Annotated in this window: 13 protein-coding genes; 4 read left to right on the forward strand and 9 right to left on the reverse strand. The window is 56.8% G+C overall.

What is annotated here, in order from left to right; all coding sequences use genetic code 11:
* Positions 1 to 134 precede the first annotated feature (134 nt).
* The 5 genes from SRBAKS_RS05780 to SRBAKS_RS05800 all read right to left on the reverse strand — a co-directional run bounded on the left by SRBAKS_RS05780 (position 135) and on the right by SRBAKS_RS05800 (position 3,188).
* Positions 135 to 824, reverse strand: coding sequence for a DVU0298 family protein (locus tag SRBAKS_RS05780; RefSeq protein WP_229594760.1), 690 nt, complete (start codon positions 822 to 824; stop codon positions 135 to 137).
* 90 nt (positions 825 to 914) lie between these two features.
* Positions 915 to 1,538, reverse strand: coding sequence for a tetratricopeptide repeat protein (locus SRBAKS_RS05785; RefSeq protein WP_229594762.1), 624 nt, complete (start codon positions 1,536 to 1,538; stop codon positions 915 to 917).
* A gap of 14 nt (positions 1,539 to 1,552) precedes the next feature.
* Entirely contained in the window at positions 1,553 to 1,918 is a 366-nt protein-coding gene (locus tag SRBAKS_RS05790; RefSeq protein WP_229594764.1) for a hypothetical protein, read from the reverse strand.
* A complete protein-coding gene (locus SRBAKS_RS05795) occupies positions 1,918 to 2,757 on the reverse strand; it encodes a YkgJ family cysteine cluster protein (RefSeq protein WP_229594766.1) in 840 nt (279 codons plus the stop codon). The genes SRBAKS_RS05790 and SRBAKS_RS05795 overlap by 1 nt, the downstream gene beginning before the upstream one ends.
* 242 nt (positions 2,758 to 2,999) lie before the next feature.
* Positions 3,000 to 3,188 (reverse strand): ferredoxin, encoded by a 189-nt coding sequence (locus tag SRBAKS_RS05800; protein ID WP_015416371.1) that lies wholly within the window; start codon positions 3,186 to 3,188, stop codon positions 3,000 to 3,002.
* Between the two features lie 288 nt (positions 3,189 to 3,476).
* Between SRBAKS_RS05800 and SRBAKS_RS05805 the strand changes: the two genes are divergently transcribed.
* Positions 3,477 to 4,679, forward strand: coding sequence for an aminopeptidase (locus tag SRBAKS_RS05805; RefSeq protein ID WP_229594768.1), 1,203 nt, complete (start codon positions 3,477 to 3,479; stop codon positions 4,677 to 4,679).
* Positions 4,680 to 4,712: 33 nt separating this feature from the next.
* Entirely contained in the window at positions 4,713 to 6,671 is a 1,959-nt protein-coding gene (locus tag SRBAKS_RS05810; RefSeq protein WP_229594770.1) for a molybdopterin biosynthesis protein, read from the forward strand.
* Between the two features lie 5 nt (positions 6,672 to 6,676).
* On the opposite strand, the gene SRBAKS_RS05815 is transcribed toward SRBAKS_RS05810, so the two are convergent.
* The 4 genes from SRBAKS_RS05815 to SRBAKS_RS05830 form a co-directional block, all read right to left on the reverse strand.
* Positions 6,677 to 6,907, reverse strand: coding sequence for a cold-shock protein (locus SRBAKS_RS05815; RefSeq protein ID WP_229594772.1), 231 nt, complete (start codon positions 6,905 to 6,907; stop codon positions 6,677 to 6,679).
* Between the two features lie 100 nt (positions 6,908 to 7,007).
* On the reverse strand, positions 7,008 to 7,178 hold the full coding sequence (locus tag SRBAKS_RS05820) for a hypothetical protein (RefSeq protein ID WP_229594782.1): 171 nt from the start codon (positions 7,176 to 7,178) through the stop codon (positions 7,008 to 7,010).
* 111 nt (positions 7,179 to 7,289) lie between these two features.
* Positions 7,290 to 7,556 (reverse strand): RNA-binding regulator, encoded by a 267-nt coding sequence (rbp, locus tag SRBAKS_RS05825; protein WP_229594784.1) that lies wholly within the window; start codon positions 7,554 to 7,556, stop codon positions 7,290 to 7,292.
* A gap of 253 nt (positions 7,557 to 7,809) precedes the next feature.
* On the reverse strand, positions 7,810 to 9,300 hold the full coding sequence (locus tag SRBAKS_RS05830) for an ABC transporter ATP-binding protein (RefSeq protein WP_229594795.1): 1,491 nt from the start codon (positions 9,298 to 9,300) through the stop codon (positions 7,810 to 7,812).
* A gap of 80 nt (positions 9,301 to 9,380) precedes the next feature.
* On the opposite strand from SRBAKS_RS05830, the gene SRBAKS_RS05835 reads away from it, so the two are divergent.
* Both SRBAKS_RS05835 and hypF read left to right on the forward strand, forming a co-directional pair.
* A complete protein-coding gene (locus SRBAKS_RS05835) occupies positions 9,381 to 10,301 on the forward strand; it encodes a DUF362 domain-containing protein (RefSeq protein WP_229594797.1) in 921 nt (306 codons plus the stop codon).
* A gap of 42 nt (positions 10,302 to 10,343) precedes the next feature.
* Positions 10,344 to 12,662 (forward strand): carbamoyltransferase HypF, encoded by a 2,319-nt coding sequence (hypF, locus tag SRBAKS_RS05840; protein ID WP_229594799.1) that lies wholly within the window; start codon positions 10,344 to 10,346, stop codon positions 12,660 to 12,662.
* Positions 12,663 to 12,668: the final 6 nt, after the last annotated feature.

Below are 12,668 nucleotides of genomic sequence, written 5' to 3' on the forward strand. Positions count from 1 at the left end.
ACGGATATAAATGCATACCGCAGGTGAACGGAGAAACTCCCCGTGCTTCAAGCGTCCCCGCCAAGGCTTCTCCCGCCTCGCTCCACCGCCGAAAAAGCCACGCCTCCAGCCCTCCATTCACCACAGAAAAACGCTTACCCAATGGCCGCCAAAGCCTCCGACACCATCGCGCCCACAGTGATGTCATAAACATCGTCACCGCGAAAGGTCCGTATCTCGACGGCATCACCTGTGAGCGTCTCCAGCTTCTCCCGCGCGCCCTCTGCCTTAATCAGGCCGAGCACCCAGGCGGCATAGGCGCGGTTGTAGGCGTCCGGGTCATCCAGCCCGGCTATGAGGAAGCGCTCGCCATGCGCGACCAACTCAGGACGCGCCTCGGCCAAACGAGCCAGCCCCCAGTACACATCGCGACGCAATTCAGGGTGATCGAGAAAATTCCCGTCACAGTCGGCGTCACAGAAAATATATGAGACCAGAATCTTGTGAAACTCCTTGGCGATCTTCGCGTTCAAGGCCATGGCTTCGCCCATGAAATGCGGAATACCCCATCCGAGATTGCCGGACTCCTCGTTCATGAACCACATGAGCGTGCGCATGAGTACACGCGCCTTTTCCATGGAAGCCTCGGCCATGCGGTCCGCAGTCATCCCAAAGACTATGACTGAACGCCACCGCACGGCTTCGTCCTTGTCCAGCCGCAGGTTGAGCAGGGGCGGCACCAGGTCGCCAGGACGATATTCGGTCAGTTCTGCGAGGCGGTCCTGCCAGTTGTCGGCTGCCAGAATCTCACGGAGCTCCTTCTTGGTCTTGCGAAATCGGGACATACGCACTCCTTACAATAAAAAAAGGGGACTGTCACAAGACAGCCCCCTTAATATAAACATATTTTTCAGAGTCGCAAGTAGGAACGAATCCTATTTGTTGTTTTCCTCGACTTCCTTTTTGAACTCTTCAGGCACATCGAAACCGGACTCCTCCGCTTTGGCTATGCATTTGGCCGCATCTACCCAATTTTCGAAATGGGCATCCACGATGGCCTTGTTGTTCCATGCAGGCCCGAAATGGGAGTGCTTTTCAAGGATGACCTTGAGCATCTTGTCCGCTTCCTCGAACTCGCCCATGGCGATGAGCAGCGAAGACATGGTGGCCTGAGCCTGCGCAAACTCCGGGTCCAGCTTCAAGGCTTTTTTCAGCGCCTTGTGCGCCTTGTCCAGATCGCCCTGCTGCATGAGCACGAATCCGATGTTGCCCCAGGGCACAGAGAAGAACGGACGCTGCTGCGTGGCCTGGATGTTGTAGTTCAGACAGGACTCAAGGTCGTCACGCTGCAAGGCGATACCGCCGAGCTGCACGTACCCTTCTGCCATGCGCGGAGAATGCGCCACGGCATCGAGGAACTCACGCTCCGCTTCCTGAAAATCCCGGCGGGACAGATACGCCACACCCAGGTTGTAATGGGTGTTGCCGCAGGTGGGGTTCGCCACCAGCTTGGCTTTGAGATCGGCAATGTAATCATCAATATTGTCGAAGTTTTCCATGGCTATCTATCCCCTTAAGGCTCAATGTTATGTTTCTTGCAATGCTCTGCATACCACAGGCAAAAGTCATAAATAGGACGAATCTTTTCGAAATTCATGACCATCATGACGTTGAATTCATTTACCTGATCAATGTATTCCTGATTGGCGTGCTTGCCCGTCTCCCTGATGAAAAGCTGGCTAAGCTGTGCAGAGGTGTATCCGGTCTTGTCCTGACGGATGTCGATGGGATCGAAGGGAGCCGCGAACGGGTCCCAGTTTTCATACCCCATGCGGTCCACGAACTTGCGACGTCTGGGAGACATCTTGTCGTACATGAACCGCTTGCGGTCTGCGACATCCTTGTCAGAGTATTCTTCGTAATTCAGCGTCTTGGTCATTATTTCTTCCCGCCGCCCAGAACTATGGACTCGCCACAGCTCTCACAGGAGGACTTTGATTCAGTACAGGAAGCGCATGCTGCGGACTTGGGAGCTTCCTCTGCGTCAGGCGCAACAACTTCATGAGCGGGCTCCGCGCCAACGCCCAGTTCTCTTTCAAGATGCTCTTTGGGAATAACCAGTTTGGCCTCGCCGCCCACACCGAGATATTCCTCGTCGTAATCGGTGACAATGGCCATGGACAGGGGCAGCAGCATCTCGCCCAGCTCCTTGAAGCGGGAACCGATGCCTTTCTGCAGGTCGTTGCCGATCCCCAGAAGCTTGTCCAGTACGATATCCATATTCACTGTGGGATATTTCTCCCCGCCCTTGAATCCGGCCTTGTTGCAGGTATGCGCCTCGCCTCCGATGGAGGTAGGCACACCGTACAAACGGCAGGTGATGGGACGGTTCTCGTAAATGGAGCACAGGTCGTTTTCATCCAGCAGGGGACACCGGACACGCGCCCGGGCCACTTCCATGAGGATCTCATTGGTGGGCTGCCCTGCCTGGCTGGCCTTGAAGACCTTGCGCTTGAGCTTGTGAATCTGGCGATCGGCCGCGTCCGCTCTGCTCAGAATCTGGGAGCGTTCCAGACCGGAAAATTTTTCGTTGAACTTGGCATTGATATACATGCCTTCGACCAGAGTCACGTCAAACAGGGCATAACAGCAGTCGGAACAGCCTTTGCCACATTTGACCAGATCACCCATCTCGTTTTCAAATTTTTTGAAAACAGCGTCGACTTCAGCGACTACGGCTTCATAATTTTGGAAATATTCTGTGAAATCAAGCGCCATCTATATTGCTCCTCGTTCGGCCTGGAACAGCTGCCAGACCAAGGGGGTGTTGTTGCTCAGATCAATTAAGTCGTGATTCGAAACCGTCAACCGGTAGGGACGAGAAAAGTCGGCTTATGGAGCCGAGAGGATAAAAAAAGACGCCCGTAGGCGACAGTGATGCCTCTGGAGCATCCGGTAGCGAAAAAAACGGAACGGGAGCGACAAAGAACTGCCGCTCCCGAACCATTTCAGAATAAAGACTAGTTTTCTTCGATGGTGATAGCGTCGGATTCACAAACCTCAACGCAGGATTCACAACCAAGACATTCGTCTTCGTTCACTGCAACAGCTTTGCCGTCCTGCAGTTCGTAAACTTCAACGGGACAAACGTCTACACATTCGCCGTCGCCGGTGCACTTGTCGTTGTCAATAGTAATTGCGTAACCCATTTCTTCCTCCAGAAATAATTTGGGATGCCTGCTCAATGCAAGCCTGTTTTCGTGTGCCGTCCGCCTTAGTGGCCGAGATCCAACACACCTTTTCAATGTACGAATCCGACCGGTAAAGGCCGGGCACGAATTTGCTGATATATTCAAGCCAGCCCTGTGTCAAGACATGAAAACGCTTTTCATATTTTACTTAAATGCAAAGATACCCCAAGAAGGTTGTGGAACATCACGGACTCGTTTACTCTGCGGCTTCTGTCACAAGACTAATCTTATTTCATGAGGATACACATGTTCACCAATGAAGAACTGAAAAAATATGCTGAGACATTATGGTGGGGACTCTCCACCGCCCGGACCAACCCCTACGAACCGGGCGACTATGTTCTGCTGCGTTTTGATACCGACGCGCTGCCTCTGGCCGAAGTCATGTTCGACCTGCTCATTGAAAAAGGGCTCAACCCTGTTCCCAGACAAAACATGACCACGAAAATGGACCTGTCCTTCTACGGCAAAGGGTCCAAGGAACAGCGCACGGATATCCCGGCAGGAGACAAGGAGTTCATCGGCAACCTTAACGGCCTCATCTCACTCATTGCCCCGGCCTCGCTGACACACCTGCAGAACGTTGACCCAAAAAAGATCGGTGAAGCTGCGGTGGCCCGCAAATTCATGCGCGACATAATGGAAAAACGCGAACAGACCGGCGATTTCGGCTGGACCCTGTGCGTCTACCCCACCAAGGCGCTGGCAGAATCCGCAGGGCTTTCCATGAAAGACTTCAAAGAGCAGGTAGTCAAGGCATGCTTTCTGGATGCCGACAACCCGCCGGCAAAATGGGCCGAAATTTTCGACGAAGCCGAAAAGGTCAAGGCATGGCTCAACGGTCTGCCCATCGAGCATGTGCACATCAAATCCGAAAACACCGATCTCATCGTCGTGCCCGGCGAAGAGCGCCGCTGGCTTGGCGTGTCCGGTCACAACATCCCGTCGTTCGAGATTTTCCTTTCGCCGGACTGGCGCGGAACCGAAGGCATCTATTATGCCGACCAGCCGTCCTTCCGCTCCGGCAACTATGTGGAAGGGGTTCGCCTGACCTTTGAAAACGGCATCGCGGTCAAGACCGAGGCCAAGGTCGGCGACGAATTCGTTGCCAAACAACTCACGCTGGACGAAGGCGCCAATCGACTGGGCGAATTCTCCCTCACCGATCGTCGTTTCTCCGAAATCAGCGCGTTCATGGCCAACACCCTCTTTGACGAGAACTTCGGCGGCGATCAGGGCAACTGCCATGTGGCCGTGGGCGCATCGTATGCGGACACCTACGCAGGCGACCAGTCCACACTTGATGCCGAAAAGAAGAAGACCCTCGGTTTCAATGACTCGGCCCTTCACTGGGATCTGGTCAACACCGAACAGAAGACCGTCACCGCCACCCTGAAAGGCGGCGAGGAAGTTGTCATTTATACTGACGGCGAATTCCAATACGAGTAATCCGAACAGCGCATACAGAAGCCGGAGAACACTATGTCCGAACGCAATATATACCTTGAAACAATCCTCCCGGAAGAGGCTGTTTCGCTTGCCAAACACGCCCTGAAGCGGGAGCCGCTCATGGACACCGAGACCCTGCCCACGCACCTGGCTGCCGGGCGGGTCACGGTCGAGCCCATATATGCCCGCTATTCCTCGCCCACCTTCCACGCTGCGGCCATGGACGGCATTGCCGTGCTCTCGGCCTCAACATTTGCGGCCCGCGAAGATCAGCCGCTGGAGCTGAGCCACGGGGATGGTTTTCTGTTCGTGAACACCGGCAACCCACTGCCCGAGGGCATGGACGCGGTCATCATGATCGAAAATGTGGTGCAAAAGGACGAGGTCACTGTTCACATAGATTCTCCGGCGTTTCCCTGGCAGCACGTGCGCCGTATAGGCGAGGATATTGTCGCCACCGAACTGCTCATATCCCAGAACCGCGAGCTGACTCCGGCGGACATCGGCGCCCTGCTCTCAGCGGGTATTTACGAGATCAAGGTACGCGAGAAGGTCAGGGCCACGTTCCTGCCCACCGGCGATGAGGTCATGAATTTTCTGGACAAACCAGAGCCGAAGGCCGGACAGGTCATCGAATCCAACTCACAGGTTTTCAAGGCGTATGCCGATTCATGGGGTATTGAAGCCACATGGGCTGAACCAACCCCTGACGACGAGGACGCATTACGCGCAGCCGTCATGAAAGGGCTTGCAGACGGCAACCACATCGTCATCGTGGGCGCCGGCTCCAGCGCAGGCAGCAAGGACTACTCCAAGAAGGTCTTCAAATCCATCGGCACTGTGCTGGTTCACGGCATTTCCATCATGCCGGGCAAGCCCACACTGGTAGCCATTTCCGATGAGCGGAGCGGCTATCCGGGCCGTCTGCTGGTGGGAGCACCGGGCTATCCGGTCTCCGCCATCATCTGCCACGAAAAAATCCTCGGCCCCATCGCACACTGGCTCATGGGCAAAAGCGTGCCTGACCGCCGAGAGGTCGATATCACCCTGGCCCGCAAGACGCCTTCCAAGCCGGGCATGCGCGAGGCTATTCGCCTGGCAGCCGGTCGCATAGGCGACCGCATCATCGGCGCACCCATGGCGCGTGGGGCAGGCATGATCACGACCATGACCAAGGCACAGGCCGTGACCTTCATCCCCAGAGAATCCGAAGGCGTTGAGCAGGGCGAAACGGTCCGCGCCGAACTGATGGTGCCGGAGAGCGACCTTGATCGTGTCCTGATCCATGTAGGCAGTCACGACAACACGCTGGATTTACTTGCCAACGAACTCATGGGATTGGAAAAGAACCCGCTGCGTCTGGTGTCCAGCCACGCCGGTTCCATGGGGGGACTGACCGCGCTGAAAGCCGGGTCCGCCCTGTTTGCCGGCGCACACCTGTTTGACCCGGAAAGCGGTGATTTCAACTTCCCGTTCATTGACCGGTATCTGCCCAACATGGACGTGACCGTCATCAACCTGGCCATCAGGCATCAGGGATTGATCGTGGCCAAAGGCAACCCGCTGGACATACAGGGCGTGGACGACCTGACCCGTGAAGATGTCCTGTTCATCAACAGGCAACGAGGCGCAGGCACCCGCATTCTCCTTGATCACCACCTGAAACAGGCCGACATCAACCCCCGCGACGTGCAGGGATACGAGAATGAGGAATTCACACACATGGCCGTGGCCGTGAACGTGCTCACCGGGGCCGCTTCGTGTGGACTGGGCATCTATGCCGCAGCACAGGCTCTGGACATCGACTTCGTGCCTTTGGCTCATGAGCGGTATGATCTGGTTATCCCCACAAGTCACTTGCAGGAGGAACGAATCCAGACTCTGCTCGCAACCATCCGCTCGGATGAAGTCAAAACCAAGATCAGCACTCTCGGTGGATATGAAACGGATTTGACCGGTCAGGAGATGAAACCGGGTGTGGGATTGGGATAGGCTGACTACAAAAAGGTAGCCTTTACGCCCTCTTCCTTGAGGCGAACATCCTGCGCCTTGGGGCCGGTCTCTTCATCCACAACGGTAAAGGTAACAAGTTCGCCGGCTTCGAGCGTCTGGAATCCGTCTCGGATGATCTCTGTATAATGGACAAATATGTCCCTACCTTTCTCATCTGAGATGAAACCGAATCCCTTCTGCTCGTTGAACCAGGTCACTTCGCCTTTTTTACGCATTGCTTCCTCCGGATAAAGACAAATCTGGAAAAAGAATACCCGTTGACCGGGGTATTGGCAATGCGTGGAGCGCATTAAAAGTCATGGACCGCATCACACCTTATTCGCCTTGGGGACGCTCGTCTTCAGGGGCCTCGTCTTCGACAGATTCGCCGTCGAATCCTTCGCCCTCAATCTTTTTGGCCTCTTTGCGCTGCTTTTTTTCTTCTTTTTTCTTTTTCTTAGCCAATTCTTTCTGACGCTTTGCAAACTTGTAATTGGGCTTTGCCAATGCAAACTCCTTATTAAACGGTGTCCGTGTCTGAAAAACAGAGACGAAAAAACCCGCCTCTCCCTAAAGAGAGACGGGCACTCATTGCCAGCTTACGCTTTATGGCGAGAACTACCAGCGGGGGCGTTCTACACGGGGCTTAGCTTCGTTGACCTTGATATTGCGACCGCCGAAATCCTTGCCGTCCAGAGCTTCGATAGCTTCCAGAGCTGCGGAATCGTCGTCCATTTCAACAAAACCAAAACCACGGGGGCGGCCGGTTTCGCGATCTTCGATCAATTTGACAGTGGAAACCTGACCGTATGCTTCGAAAGCTGCACGGACTTCGTCTTCAGTAGAGGACCAGGGAAGGTTACCAACGTAAATGTTTTTAGCCATTATAAACTCCTAAAAATGAATGAGAACTGACGCTGTGCGCCAGAGTAAAAATAAAAGAAGCAGTGTACACGATGCGCACACTGCTCCTCGATATACCTGTTTCGTTTCAACCAGCACCGGCCAACATAAGGACCGCGCCCCTTGGGCACCGCTGGTACATTGAAAGGCACCATTTGCTATTTGTCGAAAAAAGTCAAGCCATTTTACGAATAAAAAACCAAATCATTTCAACGTTAATCAGTCTGAATACAAACTACCCCATTACCAGTGCCATTTCATATTCGTCTCGCGTACCGCAGAATCGCTGCCGCCCTTCCTCCAGAACAAGGACCCTATTCACAGCAGCAAACCGGTCCTCTACATGGTGTGTCACCAGAATAATGGGTATGCCCGAATCAGCCAGACTCTGCATGAGTCCCTGCATGAACACACGCGAAGACGCATCCAGCCCGGACAGCGGTTCGTCGAGCAAAAGCAGATCAGGTCCCGGAGCCATGGCCCGGGCCAGAAAGACGCGCCGTTGCTGTCCATAGGACATATGTCGGAGCCTGCGTGTTCCCAGATCGCCCAGACCGACTCGCTCCAACCATTGTGCGGCACCGATCTTTTCCTCGCTGGTGGGTTCATCAAGCATGCCCACAGACCCGCGATACCCGGACATAACCGTCTCTTCGGCCGTGACCTCCCAGCCAAGCTCTCTGGCATAGCTGGCCTGCAAATCAGGAGAGACAACGCCTATGCGCGGCCGGGCGCGATCCATGGTCACGCCGCCCAGCCTCTCGATGACGCCCACGCCGTCATCATCGGCATAAGGGGAGATTTCACTGACAATCAGCTTGAGCAGCGTTGACTTGCCCGCGCCATTATCACCCAGCACAGCCCAGTTTTCCCCAGGCAGCACCTGCCAGTTGATATCGTGCAGAATGCGCACGCCGTCCGTAACCACCGAGACGTGTCGCATCCGTAAAAGATACTCCATCTCCACAGGCGAGGTCGCAGGGATATCACAGGCCACGCGCTCCGGCGCAACGACCGACAACTCTTCCAGCGCCACATCCCGCTGCCCCGACACCGTGATCCGACCGTCCTTCAGCACCACGGCATTTCCAATGCAGTCCGGTATGTCACCGATTCTGTGCGCGGTATGAACCAGCGTGGTCCGATCCCCGGCCTTGTCCAGCAAGGAGAGGACCTCGGCACGGGAGAGAACATCCAGCCCGTCCAACGACTCGTCCAGCAGAAGAATGACAGGATTGGGCACCAACCCGCGAGCCAACAGCACCTTGCGCACCTGCCCGGTGGACATGGTCCCCATCTCGCTCTCGGCCAGATCATGTATTCCGAAAAGCTCGATGACTTCGTCCGCAGCCCGCTCCTGCTCGGCTGAGGGCACATCATAAAGGATAGGCGTGTCAAAGAATCCGGCCAGAATGACATTACGGCCCGATATGTGCGGGGTGTGGAGAAAATAAAAGTCCTGCATGTCTGCCGAAACCAGCCCGATGCGCTGTCGCAGACCAAGCACCGTGCGCTGGGGACCGTTACCGAAATCATAGACTCTCTGCCCTCCGCCGTCGGGCAGAATATCCCCGTGCAGCACCCGAAGGAACGTGGTCTTGCCTGCGCCGTTGCTCCCGGCCAGCGCCACATGCCGACCGGCCTCAAGGGTAAAGGAAAGCGGGCCGAGCAGACGTCTGCCGTCACGGGTTACAGAGACATTGGTAAGTGAAATCAGTGGTTGCATGTCGGCATTGTCTCCTTTCTCCGTCACGCTGGCAACCTCTTTGGGTTGTCAACAACTCCGCTCCGGCCTATGCTTTGTCCATGAGCACACGTGTCGCCATAGCACACATCCTCGAATACGAATCCACGCTGCTGCAACGAGCAACGCAATTGATTCTGGAAGAGTCGGGGCTGACCATCCATCCGGGCCAGACCGTGCTGGTCAAACCGAACCTGGTCAACGGCAGCAACGCCCGTCACTGCACCACTCATCCGCGGGTAGTGCAGGCCGCCTGCACCTGGCTGCTCGACCAAGGCGCCCGCGTGACCGTGGCCGACTCCCCCGCGTTCGGACCGGCCTCCTATGTTGCTCGCGCTTCGGGACTGGCTGACGCTCTTGGCGAGATCGGCCTCAAGGCGCAAAGCCTGAAACGGGCCACGCCGCTCACGCTCTCCCAGGGCGGCACCATCGGCCTGTCACAGGACGCGCTTGAGGCAGATCTCATCCTGAACATCCCCAAACTCAAGGTCCACTGTCAGATGACCATGAGCGGTGCGGTCAAAAACATGTTCGGTTGCGTGGTCGGCTTCCGCAAGGCGCTGGCGCACAACAGACTGGGACATAGCCATGAAGTTTTCCGCTCCATGCTCATGGATGTGTATGCGGCCCTGCCCCACACCCATCATCTCGTTGACGGCATCCACCCCCTGCACAAGGACGGCCCCATCAAAGGCGTTCCCTTTGAACTGGGATGGCTGGCGGCTTCCTCCAACGGCATCGCCATCGACACGGCCGCCTATGCGCTTCTGGGGCTGCGACCGCAACAGGTGCCCCTGTGGGACGAGGCCATGCAGCGAAACCTCATAGGAGCCGACCCGCGCGACCTCCTCTACCCTCTGGAGAAACCGGACCAGTTCGACACCACCGGTTTTGTGCTCTCCCCGGAACGGGAACTCGCCTTCACGCCATCCCGACTCATGACCGGCAGAATTCGCAGCCTACTGAAACATTTCAAAAAATAGTCCTCCCCTTGCGCAATGTCACCTTCAGTTGTATGGAGGGTCATGCTGAGACAGAGGTTCACCATCACCGGCCAAGTGCAGGGCGTCGGGTTCCGACCCTTTGTCTACCGCATCGCCCTGGACAACCACGTCACCGGTTCGGTCAACAACTCCTCGGACGGCGTGATCATCGAAGTGCAGGGCAGCCCTGAACAGGTCGCCTGTTTTTCCGATGACCTCACAGAGAAACTCCCGCCCCTGGCCCATGTGGTCACATTCGAAAGCGCAGAACTCGACCCGGTTGAGGATGAGACCGCATTCATCATCCTCAAATCAACCGGCGGAAAAGGCCATTCCGTACTCATCAGTGCGGACGTAGCCACCTGCGCCGACTGTCTGGCGGACATGAATGATCCGAACAACCGGCGCTACCGGTATCCCTTTACCAACTGCACCAACTGCGGGCCGCGCTACACCATCACCCGATCCATCCCCTATGATCGCCCCCAGACATCCATGGCCGAATTTCCGCTGTGCGATAAGTGTCGGGAGGAATACGAGAACCCATTGGATCGCCGGTTTCACGCCCAGCCCAACGCCTGTCCGATCTGCGGCCCCACAGTCTGGCTCACTGATGAAAACAACGCCACGATCGCACAGAACGACGACGCGCTGAACAGGCTTGCCAGTGATCTGGCCGCAGGAAAGCTGGCCGCAGTCAAAGGCCTCGGCGGGTTCCATCTGGTCTGTGACGCGACATCGGACACGGCCGTGGCCACCCTGCGCGCCCGCAAGCACAGGCCGGACAAGCCGCTGGCGGTCATGGTCCCGGATATGGAGACCGCGCGCCGCCTTGCAGAAATTGGCCTCAAAGAGGAAGAATGGCTGACCGGACTGCACCGACCCATTGTTCTGGCCGCCAAGCACTCGCCGTTCCCGCTGGCCGAGTTGGTCGCCCCTGACACCAACTTCATCGGCCTGATGCTGCCATACACCCCCCTGCATCACGTCCTGCTCAATCATTTCAAGGAGGCCGGTAACAATACGGTCCCTGCGCTGGTCATGACCTCCGGCAACATGAGTTCCGAACCGATCTGCCTGGACAACACCGAGGCTTTCGAACGCCTCGGCGGCATTGCCGACATTTTTCTCTTTCACGACCGGGACATTCTCATCCGCACCGATGATTCGGTCCTGCGCGTGAACAAGACCACGGAAGACCCGATCTTCATGCGCCGGGCACGCGGCTTTGTTCCGGCTCCGGTGTTCATCCCGCACACGGGACCGACCGTGCTCGGCACCGGCCCGGAGCTCAAGGCCACCCTGACGCTCACCAAGGGCGATCAGGCTTTCACCAGCCAGCACATCGGCAACATGTCCAATCTGGAGACCATGTATTTTTACAGGGAAATCCTCACTCACCTTCAGGATATCCTGCAGGTCAGGCCGGAACTCATCGTCCGCGACCTGCACCCGGACTACATGACCAGCACACTGGCAGAGGAGCTGGGCCGGGAGATGGACATTCCGGTGGCGACTCTGCAACACCACTACGCCCACATCCATGCGGTACTGGCCGAAAACAGACACACCGATCCGGTCATAGGTCTGGCTCTGGACGGAACCGGTTACGGCGAGGACGGAACCATCTGGGGCGGAGAATGCCTTCTGGTTGACCCCAAAGGTCTGGAGCACCAACGGCTGGCCCATTTCTCGCGTATCCGACTGCCCGGCGGCGAAGCAGCGGTCAAGGAGCCGTGGCGCATCGCTCAGGCCGCCCTGTGGGAGCTGGGTATCACGGAACCGACCCGCTATGTCTGGCCATGGCTCACGAATTTCGAACGGGAGAGCCACTTCCTGCCCCAATTGCTACACAAAGGCATCAACGCCCCCGCGACCTCCAGTTGCGGCAGGCTCTTTGACGGAGTGGCCGCACTCTGCGGTCTGGCCGAAACCATCTCCTATGAAGGACAGGCGGCCATCCGGCTGGAAAAAGTGCAGGACATGTCCGAAACCGGCGCATACCCCTGTCCGCTCAGGTCCGATGATCCGGTCTCGCTGAACACCCTCTCGCTGGTGGCCGGTGTGTTGGAAGATCTGGAGCACTCCGTGCCGGTGCCTGTCATCGCCCGCCGCTTTCACAACGGCCTGATCGCCGGACTGACGTACATGGCCTATTCCTTTTCCATGGTGCTGGACATTCACCATATCGCCCTGTCCGGCGGGGTCATGCAGAACCTGACCCTGGCAACCGAACTTCCACTGGCCCTCAAGGCCGCAGGTCTGCTACCATTGCTCCACAAGCAGCTCCCGCCCAATGACGGGTGCATCTCCCTGGGCCAGGCGGTCTGGGGACAAAGGAAACTGCAAATCGGAAGCTGAGGAGGA

It is taken from the genome of Pseudodesulfovibrio sediminis (genome assembly GCF_020886695.1).
Classification (GTDB): domain Bacteria; phylum Desulfobacterota; class Desulfovibrionia; order Desulfovibrionales; family Desulfovibrionaceae; genus Pseudodesulfovibrio; species Pseudodesulfovibrio sediminis.